The following is a 19,894-nucleotide window of genomic DNA, read 5'->3' as shown; positions in this document are numbered from 1 at the left end:
GTCACCGATCACCGCGCTGCAACTCCCGCTTACGGCGCAGGAGCGCCGCGCGATGGGCCCGTGCCCGCACGAGCAGCGCCGTCGCCGCGGAGACGAGGACCAGGCCGGTCGGCACGGCGATGAGCAGCATGGTGAGCTCGCCGCGCACAATCGCGATCAAGGCGATGCCGCCCGTGGCCACCGTGGAGAAGCCGAGCGCGAGCCCGCCGGCGATCACCCGGTCGCGGGCGAAGAGGGGACCGCGCCGGCTCAGGACCCAGGCGGCGAAGCCGGCCCAGCCCAGCCCGGCCGCGGTGAGGGCGGCGAAGGCCACGTGGGTGCGCGCCGGCAGCCCGCCCGGCTCGGTGGCCCACAGCGAACCGACGAGCGCGGCGACCGTCAGCCCGGCGACCCCGAGCAGTACGTACCTCAGCCGCTCCCATCCGGTCAGGCTCAGGTTCGCCATGACCTGATCCGCGGACAGGGTCGGCTCGTCGAAGCGGTCATCGGTCATGGCTGAAACCCTTTCCCAGCAGGTGGGAGCGCAGCATCTGGCGCGCGCGGAACAGTCGGGACTTGACGGTGCCCTCAGGGATCTGAAGCACCTGAGCGCAATCCCGCAGCGACAGATCCTGCAGGTGGAACAGCACCAGGACCTCGCGTTCGATCACCGGCAGGTCGGCCAGCCCGGCGAGCAGTTCCAGCCGATCGACCGTGATGTCGTCGGAACCCGCCTCGGGCCGCCCAGCACCCGACTCGGCCCACCCGGCTCCCGCCTCGGCGTCCCGCTGCTCCGCGTACTCCTCGCGCAGCCGGTTCATGACCACCCGGCGGGCGATCGTGAACAACCACGGTGCGAAACGCTCGGGCTCCCGCAGCCCGGGCAGCCCCCGGAACACCCCCACCCAGGCGTCCTGCGCCAGGTCGTCGGCGTTGTCGGCGGAGCCCGCCATGCGCCGCAGATAGTTCCACAGCGGCGTGTGCCATGTCTTCACCAGCTGTCTCAACGCCTCGCGCTCGCCCAGCTGGCAGCGGACCACCAGCAGTGCCACGTCGTCGGTGCCGTCCACGCGACCTCCTCATCCGGTCACCAGCACAGTCGTGGTTCGGCCCCGGCGGGTTCATCGTGAGCGTCAGCGACATCTCGGGACGTGCCCGCGAGGACCGGCTCTCGGCCAGTGGGCACGAGCCGGATTCGCGAGCTCTGCGGCGCGCTCTGTACGGCGCCCGCTCAGAGTCTGTACGGCGCCCGCTCAGAGTCTGTGCGGCGCCCGCTCAGAAGAGAGTCCGCGCCGCTCCGATCAGCGTGCGGTCGGCGTCGACCACGGGGATCAGCCGCCACTTGTCGAACGTGGTGCACGCATGTGAGATGCCGAAACCGACCAGGTCGCCCACCTGCAGGTCCAGCGTCGGCGAGGTCGTCGCGTCCGCTGGCTCCAGGTAAGCGTGCTGGTCGTTGAGGGCCGTCACCCTCGCATCGGGCGCCGGGCCCACCACGGTGTCCCCGCATCGGAGGACGTGCTGCGGCACCGGCATTCCGGTATCGGTCCCAGTGTCGCGCTTACCGAAGTCGACGATCGCCAGGCCCGCCTCCGGCCTGGACAGCACGCGAGCCCACAGTTCCAGCGCGGGCCTCAGCTCGAGGGGATCGCACCGGTGCGCCATCAGCTCCCGGAAGTCGCGCATGGCCACGGAGTCGTGCGCGACGTAACAGCCGCTGCGCAGCACCGGCCTGATCGGGCGGCCAGCCCGCCACCGCGCGTCGAAGACGTCGCGCACCAGCTCGAAATAGGCGCTGCCGCCCGCGGTGACGATGAACTCTTCACCCTCCGGCCCCTCACCCACATGAAGGTCGAGGGCGAACACCTTGTCCGCGACGTCCCGCATCACCCGCAGGTAGGCCTCGACCTCGTCGAGGTCCTCCGGCCGCAGGGAGCCGCCGATGAGGCCTTCGTAGCCGCCCACCCCGGCCAGACGGAGCCACCGCGACCGGCCGATCCGCTCGGCCAGCCGCACCGCGTCCGCGGCGTCGCGCAGCCCGGCACGCCCGCCGGAGGTCCCCAGCTCCACGATCACCGGTAGCCGCCGGCGCCCGCCCCGAGCGGCCAGCGCCTCTTCCAGCACCCGGACACCCGCCTCGGAGTCGGCGTAGCAGTAGCCGGTGAAGCCGTCGTCGTCATCGAGCTGCTCCGCCAGCCACGAGACGGCCGCCGGGTCGACCAGCTCGTTGGCGATGAGGATCCGCCGCACGCCGATGGCGCGGAGCGCCCGTGCCTGGGTGACGGTCGCGACCGTGACCGCCCAGGCGCCGCCGTCCAGCTGCCTGCCGATGATCTCCGGCGACATGGTCGTCTTCACGTGCGGTGACAGCGAGAGGCCGGACTCCTCGCACAGCCCCTGCAGCGCCCGTACGTTGTGGTCCATCGCCGCCGAGTCGAGGAGCAGCACCGGTGTCAGGAATCCCCCGGCCGCGAGCCGCAGGTCTCCACGCAGTTCGGCCACCGGCCGGCCTACCGCGTGGGCCGGGAAGCCCTTGTGATGAGCCTGGACGACGAGGTCGTCGCCCGGCCGCCGGCCGGCGTGTGGCATGAACGCCCACCCTTCTTGCGCAGATCGTGGAACTGGAGCTACTTCTCGTCGGCCAGGCGGAAGTCCCGTAGCCGCTCGCCTTCCATGACGGCGGTCAGTTTCCGGCCGGCCAGGTCGTCGGCGGCCAAGCCGACGTCGCGGGCGATGTCGGCCGCCGGCACCCGCATCGGATCCTTCGGGCCGCGCATGGGCGTCACGAGTTCGGCCTGATCGCCCACGGTGAGCAACACGGTGATGGGCACGCGAGTCGATGCGGTCATCGGTCCGTCCAATCTCAGGGACTCGGGAAGAGAATCGTCGTGCGAGCGAACGCCTGCCTGGCCCACGGCGGATTCTTCCATGCCGCACGGCCGGTGCCCCCGGCCCATGAGCACCCCGAGCGCGGCCACGGCCATCCCAACGAAGGCGCGGGGCCAGAACAGTTAGACGGCGGGTTTCGGTGCGGACCGGCCGGTGTCCAGAGGTGGCAGTCTGAGGACGAATCGGGCGCCGTGTGGTGAGTCCTCGGCCTTGAGGGTTCCGTGGTGGGCGTGGGTGATGTCGCGGGAGATGGCCAGGCCGAGGCCGCTGCCGCCGGGGTCGCGGCGGCGTCCGTCGGCCAGGCGGGTGAAGCGTTCGAAGACGCGTTCGCGGTCGCGGGATGCGATGCCGGCGCCGTCGTCGGTGACGGTGACCACGGCCTGTCCGTCGACGGGTTCGACGGTGACCTCGACGGCCGATTCGGCGTGGCGGTGGGCGTTGTCGAGCAGGTTGTCCAGTACCCGGATCAGCTGGATCCGCGACCCCATCACCCATACCGCCGTCGCCTGCTCGACCCGCACCCGCAGGCCCTTGACGCGGCTTGTCGATCTCTTCGCGTACGAGTGCGCCGAGGTCGATGGGTTCTGGTGGCGCGGGGTCGGTGGCCCGCAGCCGGGCGAGGACGAGGAGGTCGCTGACGATGGCCTCGAGCCGGTCGGTGGTCGACAGCGCCGCGCGGATCGTGTCGTGCGGATCGATCTGGCCCGGATACAGCACCGCCTCCTCCAGCTGCGTACGCAACCCCGCGATGGGGCTCCTGAGCTCGTGGGAGGTGTCGGAGGCGAACTGCCGCTGCTGTTCGACCGCTCCTTCGAGGCGGGCCAGGGTCTGGTTGGCGGTACGGGCGAGCAACACGATCTCGTCCTCGCCCGGCGGCAGCGGCACCCGCAGGCTCAGATCCGAGCCGGTGAGCTCCGACATCCGCGTCCGGATCGCCGCCACAGGGTGCAGTGTCCGGCCCACCATGGACCAGGTCATCCACGCCGCCAGAGCCATGATCAACGCAGCGCCCCCGGCGATGCCGTACTCCAGCCCATGGGTGGCCAGGATCGGCGGTTCGGCCATCCCGGCGTAGACGACCGGCGAGTCGGGCGCGGGCGTGCCCCGGATGGCCATCACGCACCCGTGCCGACGCGCGCACTCGTTCACATAGTCGAACCGGTCATCGGGCGAGGGCCGATGCCTGCTCAACGCGGGCCGGCCGCAGCGCTGCTCGCGCTCAGCACCCGGCCCTGACGATCCACCAACTGGATCAGATTGATCCGGGTCAACGCCGGAATCGCGTGCGGGACGACCCCGATCCGCGCCGCCGCGCTCCACTGACCGGCGACCCGCTCGGACTCCTCGAACACCCCCACCTCGGCCCTGGAACGGATCACCAGGTCGACGCTCACGCCGATCGCGACCAGGACGACCAGCGACAGCAGGGTCACCAGCCTGGTGTAGCGGGCCCGGATGGAGGACGCGTGCGGCAACAGGCTCACGCCGCCCTCCGCGCAAGCGGTGCCCGGGTCACGAGGGCCCCGCGAGCACGTCCACGCGCGGCCTCTACCTGGGCCTTTACCTGGTCTGGGTCAGGATCTGTGGCCCTTCATTGCTTCAACGGTACGGTCGGACCGGCCGATGAACGTGGCCGTGATGCACCCAGGCTCAGCCCTCCGAGGGGCCCGCGCGCCCGGCCCGTCGGGGGCGGCGATGAGGCCGGTCAGAACCCCAAGGTGCGTGAGACGGCCGACTGGACGACCTCGGTCATCTCGCCTCCGCGCTGACGGACGGCGTGCTGCAGGTCGGCCCCGGTTCCGCGGCGCAGCAGCCCGCCGAGCAGTTCCCGTACGGCGTGGAGATCTCCGGCCTGCTCCAACGCGGGTGTGACATGGTCCACGAGGGCGCTCAGCACGTCGTGTGCGGGAGCCGGCCGCTGAGTGACAGGATGCAGGAGTTCGCCCTGCAGCCCGGAGCGGGAGGCCCGCCACATGGCGAGCCGGAGCACCTCAGGGCGTACGGGGTCCGGTAGCTCGCCCGCACGCCACCCGAGGGCCGCCGTCTCGGCCAGTGCCCTGGCCAGCGCCGCCAGCAGGACCGCGTCGTCGGCGAGCAGGCACACGTCAGCGACTCTGATCTCGACCGTCGGATAGTTCCTGGAGAGCCGGGCGTCGAAGTAGACCATGCCTTCGTCGAGCAGGCCGCCCGACCTCACCATGTCCTCGACGGTGTCGCGGTAGGCCTTGACCGACTCGAACAGCCCCGTCGGACCCGCCGACGGCCACCGGCTCCACAACTGCTGCCGGAAGCTGGCATAGCCGGTGTCCTGGTCCTGCCAGAACGGGGAGTTCGCCGTCAGGGCCAGCAGCGGCGGCAGCCAGGGCCGGATGCGGTCGAGCACGCCGACGCCCTCGTCCGGCGACTCCACGCTGACATGCACATGGCACCCGCAGGTGAGCTGTTCTTCGGCCGTCTTGCCGTACGCGCGCGCCATCCGCAGGTAGCGGGAGGACGGGGTGACGGACGGACTGACCGCCACCGGAGAGGTGGCCAGCGCGGCTATCTCCGCACCCAGCCCGTGCGCGGCGTCGGATGCGGCCCGCCGCGCCGCGTGTATCTGCTCCGCAAGCTCCTCAAGGGAGAGGCACGGCCGGGTGGCCGTCTCCAGTTGCTCTCGCTGAAACTCCGCCTCGAGCGGTTCGACGTCCCCGCCGTCGTCCCCTCCGTCGTGCCAGTCGTCGTCCCCGCCGTCGTCCCGGTCGTCGTCCCGGGCGTCGTCTCCCTCGTCCCCGTTCTCCCGGGCGAACCGGATCACCCCGCCGGCGATCGCGCGCGGAACCCCACTGCTTGGATCGATGAGCAGTAGTTCCTCTTCGACTCCGACACTCCGTACATTCACGGAACGGTTGTGCCCATCCTCCGGCGGTTACACCTCAGCCGCCTGTCCGGCCGGGTCACTCGCGTCCGCGGCCGAGGTAGTCGCGGACCCTGTCGGTCAGGCCGGCGCCGGGGGCCTCCCTCCTGGCGGATTCGATCTGCTCACCGAGCCGGACCAGGTCGTCGGATTCGAAGTGGTCGCTGAGCGAGGGGAACAGGTAGTGCTCCTCGTCACGGATGTGCGCGTTGATGTCGTCGATCAACGACGCCACGACGGGTTCGAAGTCCACGCCGGACGGATCGGCGGTCGCCAGCCGATGCAGGAGTTTGTCGATCTCGGTGTGGTCGGTCAGTTCCTTGTCAGCGATCACATCTCCACCGGGAACCTGCCGCCGTACGGCCGGGTAGAGGTGCCTCTCCTCGACGACCGAGTGCCGTAAGACCTCGATCGTCAGCTCGTCGGCGAGCCTGCGCCGTTCCTGCGGCTCATCCGTCGATCTGAGCTCGCTGAGCAGTTCCTCGAACCGACGATGATCGCGAGTAAGGACCCCGATCACGTCATTTCGCTGTTCGACCATCGCACTGGTCCCTCCAAAATGGATATTTCGGTCATTTCCCTACCCCTCGCCGCCGAACGCAATCGAGAACCGGCCGTCGCCGGTCCGCACCAGGTCAGACGGCCAAGATCTTTGAAGTGTCGTGCAACCCGGGCCGTGGTCCATGCGTATAGGACGAGCGCAGGGGACTTACCGGGAAGAAGGCGAGCTGCGATGGAGAGGGCCGATCTCGTCGGCGAGTTGACCGCACCGGTCTGCGACTCACCGCGGGTCGGCGGACCTGCCCGGCGGGCCCCCGCGTTACACCCGAATTCACGATCTCTTGGAGTTTTCGTGAGCAATCCTTTCAAGAACGCTCTCCTGGGCCGGCCGACTCCTCCGCATGCCCCCGCCCGTGGCTCAGGCCGTGCGATCGCGGCCCTCGCAGCCTCGGCGGCCGCCGCGATGCTGATGACGGGCTGTGGAGGAGGCGAGGGCGAGGGGAGCGAGAAGAGCGGGGGAAAGCGGTCCTCGCAAGGGCAGCCGGCCGCGGCCGCGAAGTTGCCGCAGGCGACGACGTACGCCGATCTCCGGGAGATCCCCCAGGACACCGCCCCCTTCGCGGGCAGCGATGGGACGGTGGTGCATCCGACCGTGCCGACGCCCGTCTCCGCGAGCCCGGGCGGGCCGGCCGTCGCGACACTGCCCGTCACGCAACTGGGCGGACCCACCTGGGTGCCGGTCGTGGAGACCAGGCCGGGGTGGCAGCGGGTGCTGCTGCCCAGCCGGCCCAACCGCGCGACAGGATGGATCCCGGCCGGCGGCGGACTGCAGAAGGCGCGCAGTTCGCACGTGGTCAAGGTCGACCTGAGCGCACGCCGGCTCACCATCCTCGACGCCGGCCGCACGGCCGGAACGTGGAGCGTCGCCGTGGGCGCGGCCAAGACTCCCACCCCCACCGGGCGGACGTTCATGCTCGCCTCACTGGCGCCCGCCAAGAAGACCTACAGCCCGCTCATCCTCCCCGTCGGCGCGCACTCCGCGACGCTCGACACCTTCGGCGGCGGCCCCGGCACGGTCGCCTTCCACGGCTGGCCGACGAAGTCGGTGTTCGGCCGGGCGGTCACCCATGGATGTGTACGGGTGCCCGCAGACGCGCTGAAGCGACTCGCCCGCGTCCCGCTCGGTACGCCGGTCCTCATCACGGACTAGCCCCGCTGCGGCGCACGGCACCAGAGCCGTCCTTCAGCTCGATGTTCCACCCCCAAAGAGAAATCACCCCCCCGAGGAGATGATCATGCGTTTGACGCAGCTGACCAAGGCCGCGGCCGTCGCCGGCGCGCTGGTCGCGCCGCTCGCGGTCGCGGCACCGGCCACGCACGCGAGCACCGGCGCGGCCTCCTCCGCGTACGGCATCGCCGCCAGCGGGCTCGTGTCCCTGCCACCGGTCTCCGCCGTGGCCTCCTTTGGCCGGCCGGCCAGAGACAGCGTCGCCGAACTGCCCGCCAACCCGCTGCTCAGGGCATCGGTCCTGAGCGCCGCGGCCGCCCCCGGGCACGCTCGGGCCAGTGTCGCCGACCTGCGCTCCCGCAAGCTCGGCCTCAGCGCGCACCTGATCACCGCGCGGTGTGAGAACGGCGTCGGCAGCTCGAACCTGGTCAAGGTCGTGCTGGGCGGCCGGCCGCTGGACGCGACCGCGTCCCCCAACACCGCTCTGAACGTCGGGCTCGACTCGCTCGGCGCCGCCTCGGTGGTGCTGAACAAGCAGGGCCGCGACGTTCACGGCCGTCTCACGGTCACCGCCGTCGAGGTGACCGTGGCGCTCGCCCCCGGCAGGACCCAGACGATCAGCATCGCCTCGGCGACCTGCGGCCCGGTCAGCGGGCCGGCCGAAGCGGCCCCGGTGCCGACCCCGGTGCCGGGAGACCTCCCCGTCACCGGCTGACGACCGGCGGCGCCGAAAGGCGAGACCGAGGGTCCGTGCGCGGCAACGCACGGACCCTCGGTCGTAATGCACGGACCCTCCGTCGTACCGCATCGGCCCGAGTGATCGTCTATGCCACCCGCACGATGGCCAGCGAGGTGCCGGGGAGGCGTTCGCCGGAGCGTACGGCCGGGTCGGACGCCAGGAGCACCTCGCCTGGCGGTGGCGGCGGGCCCGGCTCGGACGCCAGGTTGGCGACGACCCGCAGCCGTCCCCGGTGGAGAACGAGCGAGTTCGCGTCGTGCTCCACGGTGACCTCGTCCAGGCGCCCGTCGGTCAGCTCGGGCCAGGCGCGGCGCAGCGCGATCAGCGCGCGGTACCACTCGTGCAGCTCGCGGTGGTGCGGCTTGTTCCGCTCGGCCCAGTCGAGCACGGAACGGCGGTACGTCCGCTGGTCCTGCGGGTCGGGCACGTCCTCGGACGCCCATCCGTGCGAGGTGAACTCCCTGCGCCGGCCTTCGCTGACATCGCGAGCGAGCCAGGGCTCCTCGTGGTCGGTGAAGTAGCACCACGGGGTGCGGGCCCCCCATTCCTCGCCCATGAACAGCATCGGCGTGAACGGCGCGGTCAGCAGCAGCCCGGCGCCGACCTTGAGCAGCCCGGGCGGCAGGCCGGCGGAGATCCGGTCCCCGGCCGCCCGGTTGCCCACCTGGTCGTGGTTCTGCAGGAAGCCGAGAAAGCGGTGGCCGGGCACGCGCAGCCGGTCGACCTTCCGGCCGTGCGAACGACCGCGGAACGTCGACCACGACCCGTCGTGGAAGAAGGCGCCGGTGAGCGTCTTGGCCAGCGCGCCGAGCGACCCGAAGTCGCCGTAGTACCCCTGGCGCTCGCCGGTGAGGGCCGAGTGCAGGGCATGGTGGAAGTCGTCGTTCCACTGCGCGTCGAGACCGTACCCGCCCGCCTCGCGCGAGGTCACCAGCCGGGGGTCGTTCAGATCCGACTCGGCGATGAGGAACAGCTCCCGGCCGATCCGCGCCTTCAGCCGCGCGACGGCGCCGGCCAGCTCCTCCAGCAGGTGCACCGCACGGTTGTCCTTGATGGCGTGCACGGCGTCGAGCCGCAACCCGTCCACGTGATAGTCGCGCAGCCACATCAGCGCGTTCTCGACGATGAACGCCCGCACCTCATCGGATCCGGGCATGTCGACGTTGACCGCCGGGCCCCAGGGCGTCTTGTAGGCGTCGGTGAAGTACGGGCCGTAGCGGCCCAGGTAGTTGCCGCTCGGCCCGAGGTGGTTGTAGACCACGTCGAGGACGACCGCCAGCCCGCGGCCGTGGCAGGCGTCGACGAACCGCTTCAGTCCGTCCGGCCCTCCGTACGGCTCGTGCACCGTCCACAGATGGACGCCGTCGTATCCCCAGCCGTGCCGCCCGGGGAACGCGGCGACCGGCATGAGCTGTACGGCGTCGACGCCGAGCTCGACCAGCCGGTCCAGCCGCTCGACGGCCGCGTCGAACGTCCCCTCGGGCGTGAACGTGCCGATGTGCAGCTCGTACAGCACGCTGCCCACCAGGGGGCGTCCCCGCCAGAGCCCGTCGGTCCACGGGAACCGGTCGTGGTCGTACACCCGGCTGAGCCCGTGCACGCCGGCGGGCTGCCAGGGCGAGCGCGGGTCCGGGAAGGGGCCCTCGCCGTCGAGGACGAAACCGTAGTCGCCGGCGTCCGCCTCCGCGGTCCACCATCCGCTCAGCTCGGCGGGCGCCATCGGGTGCCGCAGGTTCCCGGTCGCCAGCTCGACGGTCTCGGCTCCCGGCGCCCATACCTCGAACCTCATCCCTCCTCCGTCAGGACGGCGACCGGCATGGCGGCGAGCAGACCGGTCAGCGCGATGTCGGGGCCGTACGACCGGCCGGTCAGCAGGTCACGCCACGGGCCACCGGGTAGTGAGAGCACCGTGTCGCCCCAGCCGCCGCGCCGCTCCAGTCCGGCCGGCAGCCGGGTCACCGCGACGATCGCGCCACCGCGCCGGTAGGCCAGGGCGTTCCCGGCGGCCGGCCCGGTCGCCGCCAGCGGCTCGTATCCGCCGGAGAACCAGTCCGGATGCAGCCCGCGCAGCCGCAGCGCCCGCGAGGTGACGAGGAGCTTCTCGCCGTCGAGATCCGACGGCGCCGAGCCCGCGTCGAGGTCGGCGAGCAGTTCGCGGCGGCGACCGTAGTCGACCGGGCGCCGGTTGTCGGGGTCGACCAGGGACAGCCCGGCGAATTCGCAGCCCTGGTACACGTCCGGCACGCCCGGCATGGTGAGCTGCACGAGCTTCTGCCCGAGGGAGTTGACCCGGGCGTACGGAGCGATGCGGTCGCAGAACGCCTCGAGGTCGGCGGTGAGCACGGGGTCGGACAGGACGGCGCCGGCGTGGGCGTGCACCGCCGCCTCGTACGCGGGGTCCTGGTCGATCCAGGACGTCCGGGTCTTCGCCTCGCGCATGGCCTTGGTGAGGTAGGCGTTGAGCCGGCTCGCCGACAGCGGCCAGGCTCCGACGATCGTCTGCCACATCAGGTAGTCGAGGTCGGCCTCGACCGGCCCGGCGGGGGCGCGGGACCGCCAGCGGGCGACCGCTGCTGCCCATTCACCGGGCAGTTCGGTGAGCACGGCCAGCCGGGCGCGGACGTCCTCCTGCCGTTTGGTGTCGTGCGTCGACAGCGTCGTCATGCCCTGCGGCCACTCGCTCACCGCCCTCGCGCAGTGGGCGTGGAACTCCTCGGGCGGCACCGCGAACCGGGCGGGGTCGCCGCCGACCTCGTTGAGCGCGGCCAGCCGCGACCAGCGATAGAACGCGGTGTCCTCGACGCCCTTGGCGGTCATCGGCGCGGCGGTCTGCTGGAACCGTACGGCGAACTCGTCGCGCAGCGGGTCGCTGCCGCCGAGCCCGAGCAAGAGCGGCACCACCCGGTCGAGCAGCTCGCCCGTGGGCAGCGCGGCGCGGGCCTCGGCAGCGGCCAGGGCGACGACCTCGAGCGCCTCGGCGGGCGGCTGCTCGCCGGGCACGACGTACGCCCGGTAGACCGGCATGGCGATGAGGAGCTCGACGAGCACCTCCCGCAGCGCATCCGGCTCCTCGTCGGCCAGGATGCCGGCGAGCAGCGCCGTCAGCCGCCGCACCTCCGGCACCAGCAGGCGCTCGGCGGCGTATCGCTTCGCCTCGCGCTCGACCTCGGTGAAGTCGCCGGGCCCGCCGGTCAGGCGGTTGTAGACGTCGGTCAGCGGTTGCTCGCCCGCCGGGTCGGCGAACAGCCCGCCGACCATGCCGAGCGCCTCGTAGCCGGTCGTTCCCGCACACGGCCAGTCGGCGGGAAGCTCCTCCCCGGCGGCGAGGATCTTTTCCACGACCACCCACGCCCGCTGCCCGGCCAGCGCGCGCAGGTAACCGCGGGGATCGGCGAGCCCGTCCGGGTGGTCGATCCGCAGGCCGGCGATCAGCCCCTCGCGCAGCAGCCGCAGCGGTACGGCGTGCGTCCGCTCGAAGACCTCGGCGTCCTCGACGCGCAGCCCGATGAGCGTGGAGATGTCGAAGAACCGCCGGTAGTTCAGCTCGGGGTCACGCCAGTACACCAGCCGGTAGCGGCCCTCTCGCGGGAAGACGTGCTCGTGGTAGCGCACCACGTCGCCGTCGGGCCTGGCCTCGTCGCCGGGCGCGCCGAGGATCGGCACCACGAGGTGGCCGACCGACCAGTCGATGTCGAACCAACGGGCGTACGGGGAGTCGGGGCCGTCCCGCAGCACGCTCCACAGCGCCCCGTTGAGGTCCTCCGGCACGGGCATTGCCATGTGGTTGGGGACGAGGTCGACGACGATCCCGATGCCGTGGTCGCGGAGCCTGGCGGCCATGGCGCGGAACGCCTCCTCGCCGCCGAGCTCCTCCGACACCCGGTCGTGGTCGACGACGTCGTAACCGTGCGCCGAGCCCGGCGCGGCCTGCAGGATCGGCGACAGGTAGGCATGGGACACGCCGAGCGCCGCCAGGTAGCCGGCCAGCGCCCCGGCCTCCGCGAACCCGAAGCCCTTACGCAGCTGCAGCCGGTAGGTCGCGCTGGGCGCCCGCGACCCGGCCTTCGCCCGCTTCGTCGACTCAGACACGGCGGAGCACCTGAATCGACCGGGCCTCGACCGCCAGTTTCTCCCCCGCCCGAGCCGAGGGGCCTTCGTAGGTGTCGAAGAGATAGGTGGTGGTGGTGTCGAGCACGCACGTCCAGAACCCGCCGGCCTGCTCGGGCACCGCGAACGACAGGTTCTCGGGCGAGGCGTTGAACAGCAGCAGGAACGAGTCGTCGCGCACGGGCTCGCCGCGCCGGTCCGGCTCGTGGATCGCGTCGCCGTTCAACAGGATCGTGATCGCCTTGGCGTACCCGGTCTGCCAGTCGCCGTCGGTCATCTCGTCGCCCATGGGGGTGAACCAGCCGATGTCCCCGTCGCCGGACAGGAAGCGGCGGCGGCGGAACACCGGGTGGTCGCGGCGCAGCGCGGTCAGCCGGCGCACGAAGTCGCGCAGCGCCCGTTTCTCCGGCGCGTCCGACCAGTCCACCCAGGTCAGTTCGTTGTCCTGGCAGTAGGCGTTGTTGTTGCCCCGCTGCGTGCGGCCGATCTCGTCGCCGTGCGACAGCATCGGCACGCCCTGCGACAGCAGCAGCGTGGTGAGCATGTTGCGCTTCTGCTTCTCGCGCAGCGTCTGGACGCCCGGGTCGGCCGTCTCGCCCTCGGCTCCGTGGCCCCACGAGCGGTTGTCGTCGGTGCCGTCCCGGCCGCCCTCGCCGTTGGCGTCGTTGTGCTTGTGGTCATGCGACACCAGGTCGTGCAGGGTGAACCCGTCGTGACAGGTGATGAAGTTGACCGAGGCGCTCGGCAGCCGCCCGTCGTCGGCGTACAGGTCGCTGGACCCGGTGAACCGGCTCGCGAACCACGGCAGCGTGCCGTCCCGGCCGCGCCAGAAGTCGCGCATCGTGTCGCGGTACTTCCCGTTCCACTCCGTCCACAGTGGCGGGAAGTTCCCGACCTGGTACCCCCCGTCGCCGACGTCCCACGGCTCGGCGATCAGTTTCGTCTGTGACACGACCGGGTCCTGCTGCACGAGCTCGAAGAAGGTCGCGAGGCGGTCGACGTCGTGCAGTTCCCGGGCCAGGGTCGAGGCCAGGTCGAAGCGGAACCCGTCGACGTGCATCTCGGTGACCCAGTACCGCAGCGAATCCATGATCATCTGGAGGGAGTGCGGGCGCCGGACGTTGACGCTGTTGCCGGTGCCCGTGGTGTCCATGTAGTACTCCGGCCGTCCCTCGACGAGCCGGTAGTAGTTGGCGTTGTCGACGCCGCGGAAGCCGAGGGTGGGCCCGAGGTGGTTGCCCTCGGCCGTGTGGTTGTAGACCACGTCGAGGATGACCTCGATGCCCGCCTCGTGCAGGGTGCGGACCATCAGCTTGAACTCCTGCACCTGCTCGCCGCGCTGCCCGCTGGAGGAGTAGGCGTTGTGCGGGGCGAAGAAGCCGATCGTGTTGTAGCCCCAGTAGTTCGACAGGCCCTTCTCGATCAGCATGTCGTCGTGGACGAACTGGTGCACCGGCATCAGCTCGACGGCCGTCACACCCATATCGCGCAGGTAGTCGATCATCCCGGGGTCGGCCAGCGCCGCGTAGGTGCCGCGCTGCCGCTCCGGAACGTCGGGGTTCCGCCTGGTGAGGCCCTTGACGTGCGCCTCGTAGATGACCGTCTCGTTGTACGGCGTGCGGGGCGGCCGGTCGGCTCCCCAGTCGAAGTACGGGTTGATCACTACGCTCTTCGGTACGTACGGGGCGCTGTCGTCGTCATTTCGGGTGGCCGGATCGGCGAACCGGTAGGCGAACACCGCCTCGTTCCAGTCCACCTCTCCTTCGATCGCCTGGGCGTACGGGTCGAGCAGCAGCTTCGCCGGATTGCACCGCAGGCCGCGCGCCGGGTCGTAGGGCCCGTGCACGCGGTAGCCGTACCGCTGACCGGGGTTCACGAAGGGTAGATAGCCGTGCCAGACGAAGCCCTGGACCTCCTCGAGATCGACCCGGGTCTCCCGGCCTTCGTCGTCGAAGAGACACAGCTCGACCCGGGTGGCGACCTCGGAGAACAGCGCGAAGTTCGTACCGGCGCCGTCGTATTGGGCGCCGAGGGGATAGGGAGCACCAGGCCAGATATGCGTCACATCAGGTCAATTGCCCGAGAATGATCGAATCACACGTCACGGTCCGGCACCACAGGGTCCCTGGCTGCGACCGGATCCTGCCAAAGTGGCCGTTGAGCCTGCCGGTTCAGCCGAGTCCGGCCAGCGGCGGAGCCCCCTCGGACCAGGTGAGCACCCGGACCGCCTTGCCGACCTCCGTACGGGGAACCGTGCCCTGCGGCACCACGCGCACGTCGGCGCGCACTCCGAGCCGGTCGGCCAGGGCGCCCTCGACCTCGGCGCGCACGCCGTCGCCTCCGGCCACCTGTTCACACGCCACGATCAACCGCGTAGGCCCGCGCCGGTCCATGACGATCACATAGTGCGGTGCCAGCCGGGCGTCGCTGAGCAGCTCCTGCTCCACCTCGCTCGGATAGACGTTCACCCCCCGCACCACGAGCATGTCGTCGCGGCGGCCGAGCACCTTGCTCATCCGCACCAGCGTCCGCCCGCACACGCACGGTTCCCGCGACAACGTCGCGATGTCGCCGGTGCGGTAGCGCAGCAGCGGCAGCGCCTCCTTGGTGAGGGTCGTGAACACGAGTTCGCCGGGCCGGCCCTCGCCCGCGGGCTCCCCCGACTCGGAATCGACGGTCTCGACCAGGAAGTGGTCCTCCTGGACGTGCAGGCCGCTTGCCGCCTCGACGCATTCGACCGCGACGCCGGGGCCGAGCACCTCCGACAGCCCGTAGATGTCCAGGGCCCTGAGCCCGAGCAGGCCCTCGATCTGGGTCCGCAGCGCCTCGCTCCACGGCTCGGCGCCGAAGATCCCGATCTTGAGCCGGAGCCGGCCGGGGTCGATGCCGGCCTCCTGCGCCGCCTCACCGAGCCGCACGGCGTACGTCGGTGTGCAGGTGAGCACGTCGGGCTCCAGATCGACGAGCAGCCGCAGCTGACGGCTGGTCATGCCGCCGCTGAGCGGCACCACCGTCGCGCCGAGCTCGACCGCTCCCTGATGGATGCCGAGCCCGCCGGTGAACAGCCCATAGCCGTACGCGTTATGGATCACGCTGGACGGGCTCGCGCCCGCGCAGACCAGCGAACGCGCGCACAGCCGCGCCCAGAGGGCGAGATCGGCGCGCGTGTAGCCGACGAGCGTGGGGCGGCCGCCCGTGCCGCTCGACCCGTGGATCGCGACCACCTCTTCACGGGGCACCGCGAGCATGCCGAGCGGGTAGCTCGACCACAGATCCTCTTTGCCTGTCATGGGCAGGCGCTGCAGGGAGGCGAGATCCACGTCGTGCCCCGAGTCCACCCCGGCCGCGCGCAGCCGGCGGCCCTGCTCTCCGCCGGCCTCCAGCAGCCGGTCGACCAGCCGGCGGAGCAGACCCTCCTGCAGTGCCGCCCGCTCGTCCTGCGACATCGTCTCTGCCCGGGGTTCGTACATGGCTTCCTCCGCAGCGACGATCACGCGATCACCCGATCGTAGGGTCAGCGCGACCGGCGTGCCACAGGCCGCCGTCGAGAATCACCCGCCGCTTCGCCCTAAGGCCCGATAAGGCCCCGGCGGTCGCCCGCACGTCACCGGCCGGCGGTCGCCCACACCTGCAGCCTGCGGGAGGGGTACTCACCCTCGTACGGCTCGCGGGCGTGCTGCTCGACCAAGGTGAACCCGGCGGCCTCGACCGCCTCGGCCAGCTCGCCGGGCGACATCAGGGTGGCCCGGATCGGGACGGCGTGGCCCAACCACTCGTCGGTGCTGATGATCCCTTCGCCTCCGTGCATGGCCAGGAGGAGGGCCCCGTCGCGCGCCAGCACCCGGCGAAACTCGGCCAGCGCCTCCGGGATGCGCTCACGCGGCAGATGGATCACGGAGTAGAACGCCACGATCCCGGCGAGGGACCCGTCCTCGGCCGGCAGGTCGCACATGTCCGCGACACCGAACCTCAGATCGCGCTCGCGACTCCGGGCGACGTCGACCACCCGTGGGGACAGATCCACTCCGGCCACGTCGACCCCGCGATCGGCGAGATAGCGGGTGACGTGGGCGGCGGGGCCACAGCCCACGTCCCAGACCGCACCCTGGCCCGCCACGGCCGACGCGTAGCGGTCCAGCAGCTCACGGTCGAAGGGCTTGCCCGCGAGTTCGTCGGCGAACGCCGTCGCGTAGTCGTCCGCCACGACGTCGTAGGTATGGGAGATGTCGGGCCAGTCGACGGACTCCGCCGCCCTGAGCGTTCCGGGTTCCTCGACCATGGCTCGCGATCATAATCGGGCGGACGCCCGGGGTGATCCGCCGCTCAGTCGCCGAGCGCGTCCTCGAGCTGCTTCTTGGTCATCGACGAGCGGCCCTTGATGCCCTTCTTGCGCGCCTCGGCATAAAGCTGGTCTCTGGTCCGGCCGCGCGGGCCCGGGCGGCCTGATCGCTTGCCTCCGCGCCGTTGCGGCGACATGTCGTCGGTCGAGGTCCTGCTCGCCTGCTTGGCCTCGCCCGACTGCGCCCGGTTCTTGTTCACCGTGCGCGCGGCTATCTCCTCGGCCCGGTCTTCACCGACACCGCGGCTCTCCTGCGACTCCTTGATGTGCTCGTACTGCCGTTCGCGCTTCTTGCTCCACGCCCGCTGCGGCATTTTTCGTTCCTCCCGCCGATGACGGCCGGCGCCGATGCCGGCCTCGAACAGGGCTCTTGAAACATTCATGTTCCCTCTGTGTGCGGCTGAAACTGCCACGCTCTGTCGTTTAGTCGCGACGGGGAGGGTATGGCCCCATCTCCGAAGAGAGGCCATCCGCGAACTCGGCGGCCGCTTCGGCCCGATCCGCCCACGCGACAAGGAGACAGACACGATGGTTCCCCTGGCGGCGTCACCCGTCGGCGATAACTCCCTGCTCATCGTCGGCCCGATAGTGCTCGTCCTGGGCATCATCGCCTTCGTCGTCGCGACGACCGTGATCGCGCGTAAGCGCGGCCGGCCGGCACGCGGCTCCGATGACGGCCCCCACCGCGGCGCCGTGCAGGGCGGGGTGATCGAGGGCGATCCGGGCCAGCGGAACCGCCGCGACGAGGCCCCGCGGCAGAGCTGAGGCGGTGACGAGCATGCCGTGGGCTCCAGAGCCGTGGCCCGCGAGCGGACCGGCCCGCTCGCCGTCCGAGGCTAGGATCTGCGCAGCGTACGACCCGAGGCCGTCGCACTCAACGAGCGGGTGATGAAGTGCCAGAAGGCGCCGTGGGGGGCCGATTCCGGCATCTGGCGTTCTTCTATCGCGGCGCTCGCGACTACGTCACCCGCACCACGGCGTTCATCCATGGCGGGCTCGACGCCGGGGAGCCCGTAGCGGTCGCCGTTCCCCAGCCGAAGCTCGACCTGCTGCGTTCCGAGCTCGGCGCGTCGGCTGCCCAGGTCTGGCTGGTCGACATGAGCCGGGCGGGCCGCAACCCAGGCCGCATCATTCCGGCGATCGTGCGGAAGTTCGCCGACGCCCACCCGCGCACCCGCGTACGGATCGTCAGCGAACCCATCTGGCCGGGTCGCAATGAGCAGGAGTACCCGGCGTGCGTACAGCATGAGGCCCTCATCAACCTGGCGCTCGCCGACCGCGCCGTCACCAAGGTGTGCCCGTACGACGCCGCGGCGCTCAGCGCGAAGGTCATGGCCGACGCCGCCGGTACCCACCCGATCCTGATGGACGAGGCGGGCGAGCACCTCAGCCCCGACTACTCCCCCGAACAGGTGCTGGACACCTACAACGTGCCGCTGAGCGAGCCGTCCGCCGAACCCGTGGTGCTCACCTTCGATTCCGGAATGCTCAGCGCGGTGCGGGCCCTGGTCCTGCGGGAGGCCCGGCGCGCCGGGCTGGCGGCCGACCGCACGCTCGACCTGGAACTCGTGGTCAGCGAGCTTGCCGCCAACACCTTCGAACACGGCGGCGGGTCGGGCACGTTGCGGACCTGGCGGCAGGACGGATACCTCATCTGCGAGGTACGCGACCTCGGCGTCATCACCGATCCGCTGATGGGCCGCCACTCGGTCGATCCCGCCGTTCCCGGCGGCCGCGGAGTTCTGCTGGTGCACCATCTGGCCGATCTGGTGCGCCTGCACACCTGGCTCGGCGGCACGACCACCCGCGCCTACTTCGCGCTCTGACCCTCTCGCCCCGCCGGGGTCACCGTGCCGCTATGCCCGCTCGCGGCTCTTGGGCAGGTGCGCGAGGGCGTCGTCGACGGTGGGGTAGACGGGGATCAGGCGCTGGACACCGGTCGTGTGCAGCAGCCGCACGAGCCGTTCCGGAACGGCGGCCAGGCAGAGGGAACCGCCGACCGCCTGCAACCTGCGATACAGGATGATGAGGGAGTTCAGCCCGCTGGAGTCGCAGAACGGAACCCCGGCGAGATCGAGGATCACGTGGGCGTGGTCACCGGCCTCGGCCTGCGCGGCCGCGCTCAAACCCCCGCTGGTGAACAGGTTCAGCTCGCCGGAGACGGCCACGACCGCCGCCGCTCCGCTGGTCTGCGTCAGACTGACGCCCAGGTCATCGCTCTGCACATGCCGTCCTTTCGTCCAGCGACCGAATCAGGGCCGGCACCGTGACCGTATCCTGTCCCCACTGAGACGCCGGAATCGGGACACTGGTTCTGCGGCTGACGAAGCGGACCGGCAGGCCGACGGTGCGGTGAACGCCCAGGCCCCCGACCGGCCTCCCCCACGTCATGGGCATCGATTCCACGTAGCCCTGATGCCCAGCATGTGACGAGTGAACCACCGCGGCCGGATCGGGTATGACCCGCTACTCCACGACGCTCCGCTCTGCGGTGCTCCGATCCGGCGTGTCCGGGCCCACGGTGATCCGGCCTGCGGCGTTCCGGTCGGCCGGGCGACGGTCGCCATGGCGTGCCGGGGTGAGGCCGCGCAGCATGAGCTGCAGCCAGCGGTAGCGGGCTCGCGTGTCGATCTCGTGTCCCGGCATGGTGGTCAGCAGGAGCGCGATGTCGGCGCTGGTGACGTCGGGGTGCAGGTCGCCGTCCGCGTGGGCTGCGGTGATGAGCCGGTCGAGGCCGGCCCGTGCCCGCATCCGCTGTTTCGCCTGGTCATCACCATTGATCCCGAGTGCGGCCGCCGCGCTCTTGACGGCGCGGTCCTCGCCGCTGACGTCCACGAGCTGGGAGAAGACCGCGGTGATCTCCTCCAGCGCGCGCCCGCCGCCGCGGACCCGCTCGACCGCCGCCTCGACCGAGTCGACGACCCGGGTGGTGCGGTCGGTCAGGGCCGCCGAGATCAGGTCGGCCTTGGTCGGGAAGTGGCGGTACAACGTGCCGACGGCCACTCCAGCGGCCTCGGCGATCTCGTCCATGCCGGCGCGCGGACCGTAGCGGGCGATCTGGGCCCGCGCCGCTTCGAGGATGCGCGCGCGGTTACGCGCGGCATCGGCGCGCAGTCCCATGGCTCACCATCCTTTACCTGCGGTTTCCACTTCCCGGTATAATATGAACTATAGTTCATATTGATGATGAACCATAGTTCATCATCGGCTGAGTGA

20 protein-coding genes and 1 pseudogene are annotated in these 19,894 nt (G+C 71.0%); 4 read left to right on the top strand and 17 right to left on the bottom strand.

Annotation, left to right across the window (positions count from 1 at the left end; all coding sequences use genetic code 11):
* Position 1: 1 nt before the first annotated feature.
* From HKK72_RS05045 to HKK72_RS05000, 9 genes and pseudogenes are all read right to left on the bottom strand, one after another.
* On the bottom strand, positions 2-493 hold the full coding sequence (locus HKK72_RS05045) for a hypothetical protein (RefSeq protein ID WP_187233040.1): 492 nt from the start codon (positions 491-493) through the stop codon (positions 2-4).
* Positions 483-1,049 carry an RNA polymerase sigma factor gene (locus tag HKK72_RS05040; protein ID WP_187233039.1) on the bottom strand — a complete coding sequence of 189 codons (567 nt, stop codon included), beginning with the start codon at positions 1,047-1,049 and terminating at the stop codon, positions 483-485. Before HKK72_RS05040 ends, HKK72_RS05045 begins: the two co-directional genes overlap by 11 nt.
* A gap of 205 nt (positions 1,050-1,254) precedes the next feature.
* Positions 1,255-2,568 carry an alanine racemase gene (locus HKK72_RS40635; protein WP_261986552.1) on the bottom strand — a complete coding sequence of 438 codons (1,314 nt, stop codon included), beginning with the start codon at positions 2,566-2,568 and terminating at the stop codon, positions 1,255-1,257.
* A 38-nt stretch (positions 2,569-2,606) separates the two neighbouring features.
* Positions 2,607-2,828, bottom strand: a complete 222-nt coding sequence (locus tag HKK72_RS40630) for a hypothetical protein (protein WP_187233038.1) — start codon at positions 2,826-2,828, stop codon at positions 2,607-2,609.
* Between the two features lie 162 nt (positions 2,829-2,990).
* On the bottom strand, positions 2,991-3,389 hold the full coding sequence (locus tag HKK72_RS40625; protein WP_187233037.1) for a sensor histidine kinase: 399 nt from the start codon (positions 3,387-3,389) through the stop codon (positions 2,991-2,993).
* 142 nt (positions 3,390-3,531) lie between these two features.
* A pseudogene (locus HKK72_RS42640) lies at positions 3,532-3,789 on the bottom strand (two-component sensor histidine kinase); the annotation flags it as partial.
* 266 nt (positions 3,790-4,055) lie between these two features.
* The gene (locus HKK72_RS05010) at positions 4,056-4,352 is read right to left on the bottom strand and encodes a hypothetical protein (RefSeq protein ID WP_187233036.1); all 297 of its coding nucleotides are present in this window, start codon (positions 4,350-4,352) and stop codon (positions 4,056-4,058) included.
* A gap of 221 nt (positions 4,353-4,573) precedes the next feature.
* Complete coding sequence (locus tag HKK72_RS05005; protein ID WP_187233035.1) at positions 4,574-5,749, bottom strand: glutamate--cysteine ligase; 1,176 nt, start codon at positions 5,747-5,749, stop codon at positions 4,574-4,576.
* A gap of 55 nt (positions 5,750-5,804) precedes the next feature.
* Positions 5,805-6,305: a hemerythrin domain-containing protein gene (locus HKK72_RS05000; RefSeq protein ID WP_187233034.1), complete on the bottom strand. Its 501-nt coding sequence runs from the start codon at positions 6,303-6,305 to the stop codon at positions 5,805-5,807.
* 312 nt (positions 6,306-6,617) lie between these two features.
* Here HKK72_RS05000 and HKK72_RS04995 point away from each other — a divergent pair, with 312 nt between their 5' ends.
* Together HKK72_RS04995 and HKK72_RS04990 are read left to right on the top strand one after the other, a co-directional pair.
* Positions 6,618-7,475, top strand: a complete 858-nt coding sequence (locus HKK72_RS04995; protein WP_315987079.1) for a L,D-transpeptidase — start codon at positions 6,618-6,620, stop codon at positions 7,473-7,475.
* A gap of 85 nt (positions 7,476-7,560) precedes the next feature.
* Positions 7,561-8,208 carry a choice-of-anchor P family protein gene (locus HKK72_RS04990; protein WP_187233033.1) on the top strand — a complete coding sequence of 216 codons (648 nt, stop codon included), beginning with the start codon at positions 7,561-7,563 and terminating at the stop codon, positions 8,206-8,208.
* Positions 8,209-8,317: 109 nt separating this feature from the next.
* Here HKK72_RS04990 and treZ read toward each other — a convergent pair whose 3' ends face one another.
* The 6 genes from treZ to HKK72_RS04960 all read right to left on the bottom strand — a co-directional run bounded on the left by treZ (position 8,318) and on the right by HKK72_RS04960 (position 17,061).
* Positions 8,318-10,021, bottom strand: a complete 1,704-nt coding sequence (gene treZ, locus HKK72_RS04985; RefSeq protein ID WP_187233032.1) for a malto-oligosyltrehalose trehalohydrolase — start codon at positions 10,019-10,021, stop codon at positions 8,318-8,320.
* Complete coding sequence (treY, locus tag HKK72_RS04980) at positions 10,018-12,321, bottom strand: malto-oligosyltrehalose synthase (RefSeq protein ID WP_187233031.1); 2,304 nt, start codon at positions 12,319-12,321, stop codon at positions 10,018-10,020. Before treY ends, treZ begins: the two co-directional genes overlap by 4 nt.
* Entirely contained in the window at positions 12,314-14,404 is a 2,091-nt protein-coding gene (gene glgX, locus HKK72_RS04975; RefSeq protein WP_187233030.1) for a glycogen debranching protein GlgX, read from the bottom strand. Before glgX ends, treY begins: the two co-directional genes overlap by 8 nt.
* 106 nt (positions 14,405-14,510) lie before the next feature.
* Positions 14,511-15,809: a phenylacetate--CoA ligase family protein gene (locus HKK72_RS04970; RefSeq protein WP_222720341.1), complete on the bottom strand. Its 1,299-nt coding sequence runs from the start codon at positions 15,807-15,809 to the stop codon at positions 14,511-14,513.
* Positions 15,810-15,943: 134 nt separating this feature from the next.
* Entirely contained in the window at positions 15,944-16,618 is a 675-nt protein-coding gene (locus HKK72_RS04965; RefSeq protein WP_187233029.1) for a class I SAM-dependent methyltransferase, read from the bottom strand.
* Between the two features lie 44 nt (positions 16,619-16,662).
* Complete coding sequence (locus tag HKK72_RS04960; RefSeq protein WP_222720340.1) at positions 16,663-17,061, bottom strand: hypothetical protein; 399 nt, start codon at positions 17,059-17,061, stop codon at positions 16,663-16,665.
* Positions 17,062-17,206: 145 nt separating this feature from the next.
* On the opposite strand from HKK72_RS04960, the gene HKK72_RS04955 reads away from it, so the two are divergent.
* Positions 17,207-17,443 carry a hypothetical protein gene (locus HKK72_RS04955; RefSeq protein WP_187233028.1) on the top strand — a complete coding sequence of 79 codons (237 nt, stop codon included), beginning with the start codon at positions 17,207-17,209 and terminating at the stop codon, positions 17,441-17,443.
* A 143-nt stretch (positions 17,444-17,586) separates the two neighbouring features.
* Positions 17,587-18,504, top strand: coding sequence for a sensor histidine kinase (locus HKK72_RS04950; protein WP_315987078.1), 918 nt, complete (start codon positions 17,587-17,589; stop codon positions 18,502-18,504).
* Between the two features lie 30 nt (positions 18,505-18,534).
* Here the strand turns inward: HKK72_RS04950 and HKK72_RS04945 are convergent, their stop codons facing one another.
* Both HKK72_RS04945 and HKK72_RS04940 read right to left on the bottom strand, forming a co-directional pair.
* Positions 18,535-18,903 carry an STAS domain-containing protein gene (locus tag HKK72_RS04945; RefSeq protein ID WP_222720339.1) on the bottom strand — a complete coding sequence of 123 codons (369 nt, stop codon included), beginning with the start codon at positions 18,901-18,903 and terminating at the stop codon, positions 18,535-18,537.
* A 241-nt stretch (positions 18,904-19,144) separates the two neighbouring features.
* Complete coding sequence (locus HKK72_RS04940) at positions 19,145-19,798, bottom strand: TetR/AcrR family transcriptional regulator (RefSeq protein WP_187233026.1); 654 nt, start codon at positions 19,796-19,798, stop codon at positions 19,145-19,147.
* Between the last annotated feature and the right edge of the window lie 96 nt (positions 19,799-19,894).

This window comes from Actinomadura sp. HBU206391 (assembly GCF_014323665.1).
Classification (GTDB): Bacteria; Actinomycetota; Actinomycetes; order Streptosporangiales; family Streptosporangiaceae; genus Actinomadura_C.
The sequence above is the reverse complement of the archived record's forward strand: the minus strand, read 5'-3'. Positions and strand labels throughout refer to the sequence as shown.

What these genes read in the sequence shown, in the direction of transcription:
- HKK72_RS05045 (WP_187233040.1), bottom strand. Translation starts at nt 493, where the DNA reads ATGACCGATGACCGCTTCGACGAGCCGACCCTGTCCGCGGATCAGGTC.
- HKK72_RS40635 (WP_261986552.1), bottom strand. Translation starts at nt 2,568, where the DNA reads ATGCCACACGCCGGCCGGCGGCCGGGCGACGACCTCGTCGTCCAGGCT.
- HKK72_RS40630 (WP_187233038.1), bottom strand. Translation starts at nt 2,828, where the DNA reads ATGACCGCATCGACTCGCGTGCCCATCACCGTGTTGCTCACCGTGGGC.
- HKK72_RS05000 (WP_187233034.1), bottom strand. Translation starts at nt 6,305, where the DNA reads ATGGTCGAACAGCGAAATGACGTGATCGGGGTCCTTACTCGCGATCAT.
- HKK72_RS04990 (WP_187233033.1), top strand. Translation starts at nt 7,561, where the DNA reads ATGCGTTTGACGCAGCTGACCAAGGCCGCGGCCGTCGCCGGCGCGCTG.
- treZ (WP_187233032.1), bottom strand. Translation starts at nt 10,021, where the DNA reads ATGAGGTTCGAGGTATGGGCGCCGGGAGCCGAGACCGTCGAGCTGGCG.
- HKK72_RS04970 (WP_222720341.1), bottom strand. Translation starts at nt 15,809, where the DNA reads ATGTACGAACCCCGGGCAGAGACGATGTCGCAGGACGAGCGGGCGGCA.
- HKK72_RS04965 (WP_187233029.1), bottom strand. Translation starts at nt 16,618, where the DNA reads ATGGTCGAGGAACCCGGAACGCTCAGGGCGGCGGAGTCCGTCGACTGG.
- HKK72_RS04960 (WP_222720340.1), bottom strand. Translation starts at nt 17,061, where the DNA reads ATGAATGTTTCAAGAGCCCTGTTCGAGGCCGGCATCGGCGCCGGCCGT.
- HKK72_RS04955 (WP_187233028.1), top strand. Translation starts at nt 17,207, where the DNA reads ATGGTTCCCCTGGCGGCGTCACCCGTCGGCGATAACTCCCTGCTCATC.
- HKK72_RS04940 (WP_187233026.1), bottom strand. Translation starts at nt 19,798, where the DNA reads ATGGGACTGCGCGCCGATGCCGCGCGTAACCGCGCGCGCATCCTCGAA.